Origin of the sequence: Phaeobacter sp. A36a-5a (genome assembly GCF_037911135.1) — a bacterium.
In the GTDB taxonomy this organism is placed as follows: domain Bacteria; phylum Pseudomonadota; class Alphaproteobacteria; order Rhodobacterales; family Rhodobacteraceae; genus Phaeobacter; species Phaeobacter bryozoorum.
The window spans coordinates 1,148,330-1,164,241 of record NZ_JBBLYU010000001.1 but is presented as its reverse complement, the minus strand read 5'-3'; the positions used below and the strand labels follow the sequence as shown (position 1 = coordinate 1,164,241).

15 protein-coding genes are annotated in these 15,912 nt (G+C 60.2%); 3 read left to right on the top strand and 12 right to left on the bottom strand.

Translation table 11 applies throughout. From position 1 onward, the window contains the following. Nucleotides 1–136: 136 nt before the first annotated feature. The 5 genes from WLQ66_RS05485 to WLQ66_RS05465 form a co-directional block, all read right to left on the bottom strand. Nucleotides 137–505: a YMGG-like glycine zipper-containing protein gene (locus WLQ66_RS05485; protein WP_340545355.1), complete on the bottom strand. Its 369-nt coding sequence runs from the start codon at nt 503–505 to the stop codon at nt 137–139. A gap of 119 nt (nt 506–624) precedes the next feature. Further along, on the bottom strand, nt 625–1,107 hold the full coding sequence (locus WLQ66_RS05480) for a hypothetical protein (protein WP_340545354.1): 483 nt from the start codon (nt 1,105–1,107) through the stop codon (nt 625–627). A gap of 186 nt (nt 1,108–1,293) precedes the next feature. Further along, nucleotides 1,294–2,694 (bottom strand): TRAP transporter large permease, encoded by a 1,401-nt coding sequence (locus WLQ66_RS05475; protein ID WP_340545353.1) that lies wholly within the window; start codon nt 2,692–2,694, stop codon nt 1,294–1,296. Between the two features lie 11 nt (nt 2,695–2,705). After that, nucleotides 2,706–3,356 (bottom strand): TRAP transporter small permease subunit, encoded by a 651-nt coding sequence (locus WLQ66_RS05470; RefSeq protein WP_340545352.1) that lies wholly within the window; start codon nt 3,354–3,356, stop codon nt 2,706–2,708. A gap of 86 nt (nt 3,357–3,442) precedes the next feature. Further along, nucleotides 3,443–4,459, bottom strand: a complete 1,017-nt coding sequence (locus WLQ66_RS05465; RefSeq protein WP_340545351.1) for a C4-dicarboxylate TRAP transporter substrate-binding protein — start codon at nt 4,457–4,459, stop codon at nt 3,443–3,445. Between the two features lie 602 nt (nt 4,460–5,061). On the opposite strand from WLQ66_RS05465, the gene acs reads away from it, so the two are divergent. From acs to WLQ66_RS05450, 3 genes are all read left to right on the top strand, one after another. Further along, nucleotides 5,062–7,023 carry an acetate--CoA ligase gene (acs, locus tag WLQ66_RS05460; RefSeq protein WP_340545350.1) on the top strand — a complete coding sequence of 654 codons (1,962 nt, stop codon included), beginning with the start codon at nt 5,062–5,064 and terminating at the stop codon, nt 7,021–7,023. 8 nt (nt 7,024–7,031) lie between these two features. Further along, entirely contained in the window at nt 7,032–7,715 is a 684-nt protein-coding gene (locus WLQ66_RS05455) for an adenylate kinase (RefSeq protein ID WP_340545349.1), read from the top strand. 191 nt (nt 7,716–7,906) lie between these two features. Further along, entirely contained in the window at nt 7,907–8,407 is a 501-nt protein-coding gene (locus WLQ66_RS05450; protein ID WP_340545348.1) for a flavin reductase family protein, read from the top strand. Between the two features lie 48 nt (nt 8,408–8,455). Here WLQ66_RS05450 and WLQ66_RS05445 read toward each other — a convergent pair whose 3' ends face one another. The 7 genes from WLQ66_RS05445 to hydA all read right to left on the bottom strand — a co-directional run bounded on the left by WLQ66_RS05445 (nt 8,456) and on the right by hydA (nt 15,766). After that, nucleotides 8,456–9,709 (bottom strand): 4Fe-4S binding protein, encoded by a 1,254-nt coding sequence (locus WLQ66_RS05445; RefSeq protein WP_340545347.1) that lies wholly within the window; start codon nt 9,707–9,709, stop codon nt 8,456–8,458. 288 nt (nt 9,710–9,997) lie between these two features. Next, complete coding sequence (locus WLQ66_RS05440; RefSeq protein ID WP_340545346.1) at nt 9,998–10,216, bottom strand: DUF6500 family protein; 219 nt, start codon at nt 10,214–10,216, stop codon at nt 9,998–10,000. 137 nt (nt 10,217–10,353) lie between these two features. Beyond that, nucleotides 10,354–11,340, bottom strand: a complete 987-nt coding sequence (locus WLQ66_RS05435) for an ABC transporter substrate-binding protein (protein WP_340545345.1) — start codon at nt 11,338–11,340, stop codon at nt 10,354–10,356. 117 nt (nt 11,341–11,457) lie between these two features. Then, complete coding sequence (locus WLQ66_RS05430) at nt 11,458–12,303, bottom strand: ABC transporter permease (RefSeq protein ID WP_340545344.1); 846 nt, start codon at nt 12,301–12,303, stop codon at nt 11,458–11,460. Between the two features lie 85 nt (nt 12,304–12,388). After that, a complete protein-coding gene (locus WLQ66_RS05425) occupies nt 12,389–13,306 on the bottom strand; it encodes an ABC transporter permease (protein WP_340545343.1) in 918 nt (305 codons plus the stop codon). A 105-nt stretch (nt 13,307–13,411) separates the two neighbouring features. Next, nucleotides 13,412–14,251: an ABC transporter ATP-binding protein gene (locus WLQ66_RS05420; protein ID WP_340545342.1), complete on the bottom strand. Its 840-nt coding sequence runs from the start codon at nt 14,249–14,251 to the stop codon at nt 13,412–13,414. Between the two features lie 60 nt (nt 14,252–14,311). Next, the gene (gene hydA / locus WLQ66_RS05415) at nt 14,312–15,766 is read right to left on the bottom strand and encodes a dihydropyrimidinase (protein WP_340545341.1); all 1,455 of its coding nucleotides are present in this window, start codon (nt 15,764–15,766) and stop codon (nt 14,312–14,314) included. Nucleotides 15,767–15,912 lie beyond the last annotated feature (146 nt).

Below are 15,912 nucleotides of genomic sequence, written 5' to 3'. Positions count from 1 at the left end.
CAATTGGGTGCAAGCTCGTTTCGGATGACCGGAGTTCAACGGATCACAATTAAGCTCCCCAAGGTTGAACCCGGCGCACCGGACGATCGGCCGTATCTGTCGACCGGCAAGTCGGCGACGGGGTCTGGGCAGGGTTTCACGCCAACACACGATGCCCGCGCCCCTGCATGCAGCGGATAAGAATGGTGCGGCGCTGTTTGTCGCGTTCATTCTGCCCGTCAAGCGCCCCGATACCACCGCCGAGTGCAGCTCCGATCCATGCGTCATCGGCGCGGTCTCCATCCTCACTGTCTACCGCTCCGATGATGCCACCGATCACCGCACCTTGAACAGTGCTGGATTTCAACGTTTTGTCTACGTGTTGTTCGGCCAACGAACGGCAGGCGCCCAAATCGGAGTGAAACCCGACTTGCTGCGGCCCATCTAACAGGAGCGGTTCTTCATAGCTGTCGCCACAGGCTCCAAGGGCGACTGCCGCGAGGCAGCCAAGATATAGCTTTTTCATGAATGGTCTCCGGCCAGCCGCCTGATCTGTCTTTCTCGCGGCGGCAAGGATAGTCTAGGGAATACTTCGATAAGGCCGGAGCCCACGCTCCGGCCCGTCATCAGATCCGGACGAGGTAATCAGCCTTTGTGATCGTCATCCTCATCGTCGTCATCGTCGCAATCGCACTCATCATCTTCGAGTTCATCAATCAGGCTTGCGAAGTCCAGCCCGTCCTCGAACTCATCGTCCAACAGCTGCTGCATCATTTCGGGTGAGGCCGCGGTTTGGGTCGCGGTGTTCAGGATCGAGCCATCGGTGGCTGACACCACGATCTCTGTCAGGCTGGTCGGACTGGCGACAACCGCAACAAACACAGGCGTGTCGTGAAGGTCATCAAGGCTGATTTCCACCAGTCGGCCTTCGGCGTTTTCCAATGCTGTGCGCATGACCTGATCAAAGGTGACAGGCACGGCGAGCATATCCGCATAGGTCAGCTCGGCCTCTGCCACCTCGACCGGGGCCACCTCTGGCGCCTGCTGCGCGCGCAGACTCTGTGCGGCAAAGCCACCTGCAATCAAGGTTGCGGTCATCACGATACGTGTCGTTGTCTTGGTGATCATCTTCCATTCCTCTCATCTATTGCGCCAGGGCGGTGGACGCCGCGTCTGGCTGATGAGACGAATATGCAGGTCCAGTCTTACAGGGTCTCTGCGCGGAGCTTACAATTCTGTAAGCTTGGGATTTTTTGGGCCACGGCAGAGGATCTGTCGTGGCCCGAAGCTGTATTCCTTATATCTGGCAGAACCTTAGGCGAGGCTAGGCAGCCAGAGGACGATAGAGGGGAAAGCAACCAGCAAAGCGATGGTAATACCATCGGCAATGAAGAACGGCGTCACGCCCTTGAACACATCCTGCACCGTCAGATCGTCCCGCACACCCGCAACGACAAAGCAGTTGAGACCGATCGGGGGTGTGATCAGGCAGAACTCGGCCATTTTCACCACCAGAATACCAAACCAGATCGCACACATCGGCCCGGACATGCCAAATGTGCTTTCCGCCGCTGAAACGTATTCACCACCGTTGAGCGCCATCACCGCCGGATAAACCACCGGAAGCGTGAGAAGCAGCATACCGATGGCATCCATGAACATGCCGAGCACCGCATAGGCCAGCAGGATGCAGATCAGGATCAGCATCGGCGACAGGGTGAGCGAGGTGATCCAGTCGGAAAACGCCGCCGGCAGTTCGGCAAAGCCAAGAAAGCGGACGTAGATCAGGACGCCCCAAATGATGGTAAAGATCATCACCGACAGTTTTGCGGTTTCCAGCAGCGCGTCCTTGAACTCCGCCCATCGCATCCCGCGATACAGCGCCATCAGAAACACCACAAAGGCCCCGATTGCGCCACCCTCTGTCGGGGTCCCCCAAGCATCGCCCCCAAAGGGGTTGTAGACAAACAAAATGATCGTCGCGACCACAAACAGGATCGGCAGCGCAGGCGGCAGCGAGACAAAGCGCTCGCGCCAGGTAAAGCCGGTGACAGCAGGGCCAAAGCCCTTGATCGTCATCGCCATGCCGATGATCAGCAAACCGTAAATCAGTGCCGAGAAGGCACCGGGGATAAAGCCTGCCAGCAGGAGCTTGCCCACGTCCTGTTCGACGATGATCGCGTAGATAACAAGGATCGCAGAGGGCGGGATCAGCGAGGCCAGCGTGCCGCCGGCCGCCACCACACCTGCGGCAAAGCGTTTGTCGTAACCGATTGCCAGCATCTCGGGGATCGCGATCCGGGCAAAGACAGCGGATGTCGCAACAGAGGCGCCAGAGACGGCGGCAAAGCCCGCCGTGGCAAATACGGTCGACACCGCCAGCCCGCCCGGCACCCAGGCCAACCAGCGTTTTGCGGCCTCAAACAGCGCTTTGGTGAGGCCTGCGTAATAAGCGAGATAGCCGATCAGGATGAAGGTCGGAATGAGGCTCAGCGCCTGGCTTGAGACCTTGGAATGGGGCACCTGCCCTGCGGTCTTCACCGCGATGGTCAGCGCCTTCGTGAACCGCGCCGGATCATAGCCAAACTTGGCCCAGAAGATCCAGACAAGGCCGACCAGCCCAGCGAGACCGGCGGCAAAGGCCACCCGCATCCCCAAGAACACAGTTACCAGAAGAAAGCCGCTGACCCAGAGGCCAATTTCGATAGGTTCCATAGTCTGCCCCTTTAGTCGCGGTCACTGGCGGTGGTCGACACCCCGCCCAGATGTTCAGCCTCGGCCGCTGCCTGCTCTGCGGCGCTCTGCACCAGCGGAACCGCAGCCGGGCTGTCCAGCCCCAGAACCAGCGCGCGGCCATAGCCCCAGACCTGCAGCAACAGGCGCAGGCACAGCACGCCAAATGCGACCGGCGCCAGCAGCTTGGCCGGCCAGATCGGCAGACCGATATCGATGGAGCTGTCGCGGCTCCACAGGGGGGCGGCAAAATCGAAGGAGCGCTGGAAATGCGACCAGCTGCCCCAGAGCAGCGCCAACATCAGGGCCAGGATCAATAACACCGAGAACAGCTCAAACAGCCAGAGTGCACGCCCCCGCAGCGACGAGATCACCAGATCCATGCGAATATGGCTGCCGTCGCGCTGAACAAAGGAAATGCCCATAAAGGCGATCAGCGGCATCACCTGTTCGATCCAGTCCACATAGCCAGGTAGCGGCGCGTTGAAACCATTGCGCCCGCCAACCGAGACCACCGCAAGTACCATCAGCGAAAACACCGCAAGACCACTGACCAGGGCCAATCCGCGTTCCAGCCGCAGCAGACGCCTGTCCAAACTGCTGATCAGGCTGTCATCTACCAGCACCGCCGCACTGCCTGCCATCGTCTGCCCCCGTCATAACTACTTTGCAATCACGTAAGAAAGGGCCGGCGCAGCTTTGCCCGGCCCTTTCATCATTTGGATGAAAATCAGCTTCCCGAACGCAGGTCGCTCAGGGTTTTCTGCACCAGGTCATAAAGCTCCTGCGCAGGCAGTCCCTGCGCGCTCATGTCGGCGATCCACTGCTCGCGGATCGGATCGGCGGCAACCTTGCGGAATTCAGCCAGCTGATCTTCGGAGATGGTGACCTTCTCGACGCCTTTTTCGGCCAGAACACTGTCCCATTTCTCAAGCAGCACGCCATAGTTCGCAAGGTAATGGGCAATTGCCTCATCAACCGAGCTGTCCAGGGCTTCACGCTCGGCATCGCTCAGCGCGTCATAGGCATCGGTGTTCACGACCACCGGGCAGTTCACGGTGCCGGGGTTGAGGTTTTCGGTCCACCAGTCGGCCTTGTTGATGGTGCCAAAGCTGAGATGCGCGTGCTGGGCAAAGGCAACGGTATCGACAACGCCGGATTCCATCGCGTTATAGGCTTCTGTTGCAGTCACGGATGTCGGCACCGCGCCCACGGCAGAAAATGCCTGACCGATACCGCCGGTAGCGCGCACCCGCATATCCTTGAACTCACCCAGCTCATCGCGCGCCTCGCCGGTGCCGACGATATTGTACTGCGGCATGGGTGAAGTCATCAGCAGCTTGGCATTCCAGCGCGCCAGATCCTTTTGTACGGCCGGATGTGCATAGACCGCATGGCTGACAGCGACTTCCTCTTCCAGCGTATTCACGCCAAGGAACGGCAGTTCCAGCACGGTGATCGACGGGTTCTTGTCGCGGTGGTAGCCCGCGCAGAACTGCGCCATCTCGAAGGCACCGATGGAAATCCCGTCAAGGTTTTCCTTGTTCTTCGACAAGCCACCATAGCTGATGTTCATGGTGAATTCGCCGCCGGTTTTCTCGGACACCAGCTCAGCCAGCTTTTCGACATGTTCGGTAAAGGCGCGGCGTTTGCCCCAGACAGAAACGTTCCATTCGGTGGCCGCAGCGCTGCCTGCAATGGACAGGCCGACAAGCGCCGCAGTTGCGGCGGTCAAATTGGTCTTCATGAGTACCTCCCAGTTTGTGCCCTTGTCCCTCTTGCGCCCCCCCTGCACCTTGGCGTCGCCGGGTGCCGGGCTTGCTGTGATCCTGCGATCACAGCCCTCAGGTCCGCAGAGTTGCGAGCATCTGGCACCACGCTAGCGCTAAGCCAGGGCGCTGCCAACCCCACAAGGCGCTGGTGCGCCATGGGCACAAAACCTGCCTGACAACCTGGCAGCGGTCCGCTGACGCGCCCGGCCCCATGGACCGACAGGCACCCGAGGGCGTCGTACCCTGGCACAGTTTGCCGCAGGCGATGGTGCCAGTCGGCGCCCGATGATAGCGCCAGCATCGCGCAGGCCGCTGATTTGCCAGCACGGGCGCTCCGGTCAATATTTACACCTAACATCATGATAAACAAAAGATTGATGTGCCAACGCCAGAATAAGTTTACTACCTCAGACCGACCTCGGAAATAGATTTACAGGTAAATCCTTATTCCTCGGACACTTATTTCCTTATTTTCAAGCTTGGGTATTATCGCTGTGGAGGACGGAAAAGGTTTGACACATCTCGCTGTGCGCTGTGGTGTGCCATTCCGAGAACAGACTGGAGGGAGGGACACAAGATGACCCAGGAGAGCGACAGCAAAGCCTATGCGCCGTCGGAGGAGACGGTTGCACGCGCCCATGTCAACGCTGCACAATACGACGAGATGTACGCCGCTTCGATGCGGGATCCCGAGGGGTTCTGGGGCGAACAGGGCAAGCGGATCGACTGGATCAAGCCCTTCAGCCAGGTGAAGGATGTGGATTTCACACTCGGCAATGTCTCGATCAACTGGTACGCGGACGGTACGTTGAACGTCTCCGCCAACTGTATTGATCGCCACCTGGACACCCGAGGCGATCAGACCGCGATCATCTGGGAACCGGATGATCCGGAAGAGCCTGCACAGCATATCTCTTACAAACAGCTGCATACCCGTACCTGCCGGATGGCAAACATCCTGGAGACCATGGGCGTGCGCAAGGGTGATCGGGTGGTGATCTACCTGCCAATGATCCCCGAAGCGGCCTATGCCATGCTGGCCTGCGCCCGCATTGGCGCCATTCATTCCATCGTCTTTGCAGGCTTCTCCCCCGATGCGCTGGCGGCCCGGATCAACGGCTGCGACGCCAAGGTGATCATCACCGCCGACGAGGCGCCGCGCGGCGGCCGCAAGACCCCGCTGAAATCAAACGCCGACGCAGCCCTCTTGCACACAAAAGACACGGTGAAATGTCTCGTGGTGAAGCGCACCGGCGGTCAGACCACCTGGGTCGACGGGCGCGACTACGACTACAACGAAATGGCGCTGGAAGCGGATGATTACTGCAAACCGGCCGAGATGAATGCCGAGGATCCGCTGTTCATCCTCTACACATCCGGCTCAACCGGCCAGCCCAAGGGCGTGGTGCATACCACCGGCGGCTATCTGACCTATGCCGCGATGACCCACGAAATCACCTTCGATTACCACGACGGCGACATCTACTGGTGCACCGCGGACGTGGGCTGGGTCACCGGCCATAGCTATATCGTCTATGGCCCGTTGGCCAATGGCGCCACCACGCTGATGTTTGAGGGCGTGCCGACCTACCCGGATGCCTCGCGCTTCTGGCAGGTCTGCGACAAGCACAAGGTGACGCAGTTCTACACCGCACCCACCGCCCTGCGCGCCCTGATGGGTCAGGGCAATGAATGGGTCCAGAAATGCGATCTTTCCTCGCTGCGCACCCTCGGCACCGTCGGCGAGCCGATCAATCCGGAAGCCTGGACCTGGTACAATGATGTGGTCGGCAAGGGGAAATGCCCCATTGTCGACACTTGGTGGCAGACTGAAACCGGTGGCCATCTGATGACCCCCCTGCCCGGCGCCCATGCGACCAAACCGGGTGCTGCGATGAAACCCTTCTTTGGTGTGGCCCCCGTTGTTCTGGACCCGCAGTCCGGCGAGGAAATCGATGGCAATGGCGTCGAGGGCGTGCTCTGCATCAAGGACAGCTGGCCCGGCCAGATGCGCACCGTCTGGGGTGATCATGAGCGGTTCGAGAAAACCTATTTCTCCGACTACAAGGGCTACTACTTCACCGGCGACGGCTGCCGCCGCGATGCCGACGGCGATTACTGGATCACCGGTCGCGTCGATGACGTGATCAATGTCTCCGGCCACCGCATGGGCACCGCTGAGGTCGAAAGCGCGCTGGTGGCCCACGCCGCCGTGGCCGAGGCCGCCGTGGTTGGCTACCCGCATGAGATCAAGGGCCAGGGCATCTATTGCTATGTCACCCTGATGAACGACCGCGAGCCCTCGGATGAGTTGATGAAGGAGCTGCGCACCTGGGTGCGGACCGAGATCGGGCCGATTGCCAGCCCGGATGTGATCCAATGGGCGCCGGGTCTGCCAAAGACACGGTCAGGCAAGATCATGCGGCGTATCCTGCGCAAGATCGCCGAGAACGATTTCGGCTCGCTTGGTGACACTTCGACCCTCGCCGACCCTTCCGTGGTCGACGACCTCATTGCAAACCGGGCCGACAAAGGATGATTGCTGACATGGAGACTGACGTTCTCACCCGCCCTGCGGTTCTGATCCTGCTTGGACCGCCCGGCGCCGGCAAAGGCACCCAGGCGCGTAAACTGGAACAGAGCTTTGGCCTTGTCCAGCTATCCACCGGCGATCTGCTGCGGGCTGCCGTCGCTGCGGGCACTCCGGCGGGCCTCGCGGCAAAAGCCGTAATGGAGGCAGGCGAGCTGGTCAGCGACGAGATCGTGATCAACATCCTGCGTGACCGGCTGGCGGAACCGGATTGTGCAAAGGGCGTCATCCTGGATGGCTTCCCCCGCACGACGGTCCAAGCGGAGGCACTGGACAAGTTGCTGGCGGAAACCGGTCAGCGGATCAACGCCGCTGTCAGCCTGGAGGTGGACGATGCCGCAATGGTGGCGCGGGTTGCCGGACGGTATACCTGCGCAGGCTGTGGCGAAGGTTATCACGACCAGTATAAACAGCCAGGCGTCGAGGGCACCTGTGACGCCTGTGGTGGCACCGAGATGACGCGTCGGGCGGACGACAATGCCGAAACCGTGGGCAGCCGTCTGGCCGCCTATCATGCTCAGACCGCGCCGCTCATCAGCTATTACGACGACAAAGATGTGTTGAACCGAATCGATGCAATGGGCGAGATCAACCAGATCGCGAACTCGCTGAGCAAAGTTGTACGTGCTGCAACCGCTTGACGAAGGTCAGCACGACGACGTTCAATCAAAGCGTGTTGTCGAAAAACATTAATTACCAGACAGGTCCGCAGAAATGTGGGCCTGTTTTCAATCCTCTCTGGCTTTTGAGGGGATGCGTGCCACATTGGAGCTGGTGGACATGGGCTTGTTCCCATGGCACCCAGCACAGAACTGAACCAAAGGCGCGCGAGATGTCCGAAACCAGCTTTATCCCCGGTCCCGACAGCCTGCGGGCCTACCGAGACGCCCTCGGGTGTTTCGGCACTGGCGTGACCGTGGTGACCACACGCACGGACCGTGGGCCGCTGGCAATCACAGCCAACAGCTTCACCTCGGTCTCGATGGATCCGCCACTGCTGCTCTGGTGTCCCGCCCGCGCGTCCAAACGCCACGATCCATTTGTTGCTGCCACCCATTTTTCGATTCATGTCATGGCCGAGGATCAATTGGACATGGCGATGCATTTTGCCCGCAACGGCGAAGATTTTTCCTGTATTCCAGCGCGAGACAATGACGAGGGAATACCCGTTCTGCCTGATGTCATTGCCCGATTTGATTGCCGCACCCATGCCTGCCACGACGGCGGCGATCATAGTATTCTTGTCGGCGCGGTGCTGCGTACTACCAGCCGCCCAGGAAAGGGTCTGATCTTCAAACGCGGCCAATACGGCGGGTTTATGGAGCAGAGCTAACTTCGGATCTCCGGATCTGTCGCCCCTCTGCACAGCCACGCCAAGGTCCTAGGACAGCGGATCTTCGCGCCGTTTTGCCATAAGTCCCGTCAAACGCGCCCAGTCAGGCCAATGCGCGCCCAGATCATTAAGCCGCAGCAGCGACGAACCCGTACCAGCCCCCCGGTCTGTCCTCTCCCGGACAGTATGCCCGGACCAGTCAGCGCCGCCACCGCCCATCCAATCATCGGGATCGTCATGATCATCATCGATCTCGGTCTTGCCCGATGCCGCTGCGTCAGTCGCCCGAGCAGCGCCCGGCGTATCGATGGTCGGCCCGGAACCGCAACTGGCCGTCTGCGGCGCCGTCTCCCCCGTTGCGGTTTCGGCCCCTCCGGACAGCCCATCCGACCAGAAGAAATCCGGCTGGGTCAGCGATACCGGCAGCCGGTCCCGCTTCAGCTCCAGCCGTGGCACCAATCTGATCGCATTCTGGCGGCACACCGATACGCATAGCCCGCATTGCATGCAGTCCGCCTCTATGAAGTCCAGCCCGCCTCCGTTCTCCGCTCCGATCAGCGCATTGGTGGGGCACATCCAGGTGCAGGCCTGACAGAGGGTGCAATCCCCAGTCAGCTCGATCCCGCCATAAGGGGCGTCCTGCGGCAACGCGATGACATCAGTGTCTTGCGACAGGGTCACACTGGCAAAGAGCTGCAGCGCCTCGCGCCGACGGCGCGGCTTGGCGTTGCTCTCGGTGTCGACACACCGGTGCTCCATCACCGGCAGCTGCGCAATACCTTCCGCCAGCAGCTGCTCCAGATGCGCCGCCGAATGGAACAGGACCACCCGCCCCTCAAGCCCCAGACAAGCGGCCAGCTCCATCTCCCGCAGTTGCGCCAGACGCGCGTTCTCTTCAATTGCGGATTCCAGCAGCACCCAGTCAAACCCGTCGGAAATCGCGTGTAACAGATCCGCGTGACCAGCGCGTTCCAGACCGCTGGTGGCCGCAGCTGTGACATCCATACCCGCTACCGGGGGATGGTTCTTCAACCAGGATAGCTGCTCCACTGCGCGGGCATCATACATCACCAGCACCTGATCGGAGCGCGGCGCCGACGCTCCCAACCGCGAATGCTGCTGACGCCGCCGCACCGCCGCCTCACAGAGATCTGCCAGCGGCCAGCGCACCTGGCTTTCGGGGTTATACCGTCGATAGGAGGCACCGGGATGCGAGACCCGGACCGCAGTCCGCAGATCAGCCATTTCGCGCACATTGGGTTGAGAGCGTAGGCAGAGTTGCACGTTTTCCCAGACAGTCATGGCCTCTCCCTTCAGATTGAGAACCAAACCACAGCCGAAAATCCCCATCGTTTGATGAGATGAGGCTAACATGGAATTTCGACCTGTAACGTGTAATCGAAAATAAGACTCAACTTTTAACTGTCATTTATTCTGAAAGATCCGGCCTATCCGATCGGCGGTCACGCCGTTTCTGTCGGCGTCAACAGCTGCTGAAGGAACAGGGAAATGGGCCACCTGCCCACAGACCGGGCGCTACTGGTGCAGAACCAGCCGCCCGACCGGGTGCGGCGCAACACTACGGCAGGGTCACAGACCTGTCTCCACCATCTGACGAATCTTTACTGCCTTTTCAAAATGGTCCAGCTGATGATGCTTGATCCACCATTCTGCCGCCTCCATCAGCGCCTCGGGATCGTCATTCCGATTGGCAAAAAACGCATAGAAGGAAAGGCCAACGCCATCCCCCTTTTTCGCGATCTTGTCGTTGCAGACGGCGATGATCTTTGCCCTCAAACTGTCTCTCATAAGATGCTTCCGCCCCCACCGCTGGCCTGCCGAGACAGGCGAGGATCACAGCGCCCCATAGCGCGCCTGTGCGCAATACAATAGAAAAGCCCCCGCCCGCAGAACAGCGGACAGGGGCCAGATCACTGCACTAAAGCTCAGTTCAGCGCGGCATCGGTGATGACATGGGTCCAGGCGCCTTCCGGCTCCTTGGTGATCACCGGGCTTGAGCCGCCATCCAGCAGCGTCTTCACCGTGCGCTGGTAATCAGCCTCGCTCAATGTGCCGTTGCTGCCAGCTGTCAGCTTGGCGACTTCCGACATCATCCGCTTCTGATGCTCTTCGGTCTGCGCGCCCGAGGCATCATTGTCCAGGACGATTTCTGCTGCGGCGTCCGGGTTCTCCTCAGCCCATTTCCAGCCCTTCATAGAGGCCCGGACAAAACGCTGCATCTTGTCGACAAAGGCCGGATCAGAAAGCTTGTCTTCGAGAACGTAAAGACCATCCTCAAGCGTTGCCACGCCCTGATCCTCATATTTGAAGGTAATCAACTCATCCGGCGACACGCCGGCATCAATCACCTGCCAATACTCATTGTAGGTCATGGTCGAAATGCAGTCGGCCTGACGCTGCAGCAGCGGATCGACATTGAAGCCCTGTTTCAGAACCTCGACGCCCTTCTCACCCTTGCCCTCGGTGGAAATCCCGAGCTGGCTCATCCAGCTCATGAAGGGGAATTCATTGCCAAAGAACCAGACGCCCAGCGTACGATTTGCCAGATCTTCAGGCGCTGCGATGCCAGTGTCCTTCCAACAGGTCAGCATCATGCCCGAGCTTTTGTAGGGTTGCGCGATATTGACCAGTGGCAAGCCCTTTTCACGCGCCGCAAGCGCGGCCGGCATCCACTCGACCGTGACATCCGCACCGCCGCCTGCAATCACCTGCGTCGGCGCAATATCGGGACCGCCGGGCAGAATGGTCACATCGAGATTCTCGGCCTCGTAGAACCCCTGATCCAGCGCGACATAATAGCCCGCGAACTGGGCCTGTGTGACCCATTTCAGTTGCAGCTTCACCTCATCGGCAGCCTGCGCAACCGATGCCGTTCCCAGCGCCAATGCGGCGGCGGTCAGCAGTGTTTTCATCTGTCTTCTCCCTGTTGTTATGTCTGTTGTTCTTTGCGAATTCTGCGCGAATTCCCCTGTGTCTCCAAAGGTTTTTTCCAGTTTTTACGGGGCCGGGCAACGACGGCCCGCCCCCGCCTATCCCCGTTGCGACGGGTGCCAGAAAGTAAGCGTTTTCTCAACCAAAGCCATCATGCCGTAGAATGCCGACCCCGCCAATGCAGCCACCAGGATTTCAGCCCAGACCATGTCCAGCGCCAGCTGTCCGACCGAGGTCGAGATCCGGAATCCCATCCCCACCGTCGGTGAACCAAAGAACTCCGCCACAATGGCCCCCACCAGGGCCAGCGTGGTTGAAATCTTCAGACCATTGAAGATGAAGGGCAGCGCCGCAGGCAGGCGCAGTTTGAAGAACCCCTGCCAGTAGCTCGCCGCATAAGTCTGCATGAGATCGCGTTGCATGGCCGAGGTTTCCCGCAGCCCGGCCACGGTGTTCACCAGAACCGGGAAAAACACCATCACCACCACAACGGCCGCTTTTGACTGCCAGTCAAAGCCGAACCACATCACCAGAATCGGTGCGGTGCCGACAATCGGCAGCGCGGCCACAAAATTGCCAACCGGGAGCAATCCCCGCCGGAGGAAGTCACTGCGGTCCACCGCAATGGCCATCAAAAGCGCCGCAACGCAGCCGATGATATACCCAGACAGCGCCCCTTTGAGAATGGTCTGCTGAAAATCCTGCCAGAGAATGGGCAGGCTGGTCGCAAACCGCTCCGCAATGACCGAAGGCGCAGGCAGGATCACCAGCGAAACCGCAAGCCCCCGCACCAGAAGCTCCCAAACGACAAGAAGCGTCACGCCAAAAATTGCCGGGACAAGCAGCTTCACACCACGGGTATGGGCGCGTGGACCATTGGCCAGACGGCTGTTCAGCCACCAGCCTCCACACCAGACCAGCAGCGCAATCGCAACCATCGTCATGATCTGATCCCCTTGTTCTTCTGGCCGAAAATATCCCGGGTGAGCCGCGCAGCGGCGAGGGCAGAGCCCTTGGCCCAAACATCAATCATACGGTCACCCCCATCCGTTTCAGCACCAGCCTTTCGATCAGTCCCAAGAATGCAACCAACGCGGCGGCCAAGATCGCAGCCGCAAAGAGCGCCGACCAGATCTGTACGGTCTGCCCATAGTAGCTCCCCGCCAGAAGCCGCGCGCCTAGGCCCGCAACGGCGCCCGTTGGCAACTCCCCGACGATGGCCCCGACCAGCGATGCGGCAATGCCGATCTTGAGGGAGGCAAAAAGATAGGGAATCGAGGCAGGCAACCGCAGCTTCCAGAACCCCTGCCCGACACTCGCATTGTAGGTCTTCAGCAGGTCAAGCTGCATCTGGTCCGGGCTACGCAAGCCTTTCACCATCCCCACAACAACCGGGAAAAAACTCAGATAGGCCGAGATCACCGCCTTTGGCAGGATTCCCTGTACCCCGATGGAATAAAGAACCACGATGATCATCGGTGCCAGTGCAATAATCGGGATGGTTTGGCTGACGATGGCCCATGGCATCACCGACATATCCATCACCCGGCTGTGTACGATTCCAACCGCCAGAAGAATGCCCAACCCGGTGCCGATCACAAAGCCGAGAAGCGTCGCCGACAGCGTCACCTGACCGTGATAAATCAGACTGCGCTTTGAGGTGATCCTCTTCTCAACCGTGGTCTCCCAAAGCTCCACCGCCACCTGATGAGGAGCCGGCAGTCGGGGCCGGTCCTGCGACCAGACCTGTGTCACCACAGCGGGGTTGCCAAAAACCAGCCCAAACGCCGCCATATCTCGCCGCTCACGCGCGGTGGCCGGTGTCACCTCGGCACCCGCGCGTTCAGCAGCGTCCAGAACTCCCTTGATGTTCATCGGCACACAGGCCGCGTACCAGATCGCGGTTATCGCAGCGAGAACACTTAATATAGCAAGTGCGGTTTTCATGATCCTGCCCCTCCGGACCCAGCGCTCCGCGACCCCCTGTTTCTTCCACGAAAATGTCCCGGAAAATTGGAATCTTCCGGTGCCCTGCCCCGCAAACAGACCACATCAGTCATCGGCATGCCCCGCTCGCAGACCGTCACGAACACGATGCGCAATCTCGATGAACTCCGGGCTGTCGCGAATATCCAGCGGTCGGTCCTTTGGCAGCGGGCTGTCAATCACGTCATGGATCCGTCCGGGTCGCGGCGACATGACCACAATCTTGGTCGACAGATAGACCGCCTCCGGGATCGAGTGGGTGACAAAGCCGATGGTCTTGTTGGTGCGCGCCCAAAGCTTCAAGAGCTGCTCATTCAGGTGGTCGCGCACAATCTCGTCCAGCGCCCCAAAGGGTTCATCCATCAGGAGGATATCCGCATCAAAGGCGAGCGCCCGCGCGATCGAGGCCCGCTGCTGCATACCGCCCGACAGCTGCCAGGGGTATTTGCCGCCAAACCCGGTGAGTTCCACGAGGTCCAGAACCCGTTCGACCCGCTTGTCCTGCTCCGCCCTTGAGTAGCCCATGATCTCCAGCGGCAGCTTGATGTTCTTGGCGATGGTTCGCCACGGATAGAGCCCGGCCGCCTGGAACACATAGCCATAGGCCCGCTTGCGCCGCGCTTCATCGGGGGTCATGCCATTGACGCTGAGACTGCCACCGGTGGGCTGTTCCAGCGCCGCGATGCAGCGCAGGAAAGTTGTCTTGCCGCAGCCGGACGGCCCGATAAAAGAGACAAAGTCGCCGCGATTGATCTCCAGGCTGACATTCTTCAGCGCGTGCACCGGCCCGTCATTGGTCTGAAACGTCAGATCGAGCGCCTTCGCCTCTATGACAGGGCCAAGCGGGTTGATGTCGGAAGCGGCGGCCTGGGAGTTGAGCGCCTGGGTGGTCGTTTCCATGTTCATTTCTTCGCCTTGATTACACACAGGAAAACGGGCCGCCATAGCTGGCAGCCCGTCCCTGGATTACACACCTGTTGCCGGAATTCCCGACCGCTCCACCGGGCGCGGCGCCGTCAGCTCCTTCCAGGTCGACAGCGCCTTGTTCACAGTGGCATTGGCCTCGCGGGCGACGAACTTGCCATGGCCCTCCTGACAGCGGATCTCGCCGTCATGCACTGCCACATGGCCACGGGTCAGGGTAAAGCGCGGCAATCCCTTCACCTCATGTCCCTCGAACACGTTATAGTCGATCGCCGACTGCTGGCTGGCCGCGGAAATCGTCTTGCGCTTCTCCGGATCCCAGACCACCAGGTCGGCATCGGCGCCGACCAGAACCGCGCCCTTTTTCGGATAGCAATTCAGGATCTTGGCAATATTGGTCGAGGTGACGGCCACAAATTCATTCGGGGTCAGTCGGCCGGTTTCGACGCCGTGGGTCCATAGCATCGGCATCCGGTCTTCCAACCCGCCGGTACCATTGGGAATCTTGGTGAAATCGCCAACGCCATAGCGTTTCTGCTCGGTGGTAAAGGCACAGTGGTCCGTCGCCACCACCGACAAGGAGCCAGACTGCAAGCCGTTCCAGAGCGAGTCCTGATGCTGCTTGTTGCGGAACGGCGGCGACATCACCCGGCGCGCGGCGTGGTCCCAGTCCGTATTGAAATACTCGCTCTCATCGAGCGTCAGATGCTGGATCAGCGGCTCGCCCCAGACGCGCTTGCCCTGCATGCGGGCCCGGCGAATGGCCTCGTGGCTGTCCTCGCAGGAGGTATGGACCACATAGAGCGGCACGCCAGCCATGTCGGCAATCATGATGGCGCGGTTGGTGGCCTCGCCCTCTACCTGCGGCGGGCGGGAATAGGCGTGCGCCTCTGGGCCGGTGTTGCCTTCTGCCAACAGCTTGGCCGACAGCTCCGCCACCACATCGCCGTTTTCAGCATGCACCATAGCTATGCCGCCAAGCTCAGCCAGCCGCTGGAAGGAGGCATAGAGCTCGTCATCATTCACCATCAGCGCGCCCTTATAGGCCATGAAGTGCTTGAACGTGTTGATGCCGCGCTCCTGGATCACGGTCTTGATGTCGTCAAAAACCTGCTCGCCCCACCAGGTCACCGCCATGTGGAAAGAGTAGTCGCAGTTGGCGCGGGTCGATTTATTGTCCCAGCGTTTCAGCGCGTCCAGCAGGCTCTCGCCTGGATTCGGCAGCGCAAAATCCACCACCATGGTGGTGCCCCCCGCCAGCCCGGCCCGGGTACCGCTTTCAAAATCATCCGAGGAATAGGTCCCCATGAAGGGCATTTCGAGATGCGTATGCGGGTCAATCCCCCCCGGCATCACATAACAGCCGGAGGCGTCCAGCTCCTCGTCGCCTTTCAGGTTCGGGCCAATCTCGGTGATTACCCCGTTCTCGATCAGCACATCCGCTTTATAGGTCAGATCGGCCGTCACGACGGTGCCGTTCTTGATGACTCTACTCATGGTAACAACTCCCTGGATTGGGGCGTGTTTCTACGCCTCCGCGTGTTCTTTCAGAACAGGTGCCCTGTTCCTCTGGTTGTTCTTCTGGCCGGAAATATCCCGGGGGAGCGGCCCGGCGGGCCGCGGGGGCAGCGCCCCCTTCACTG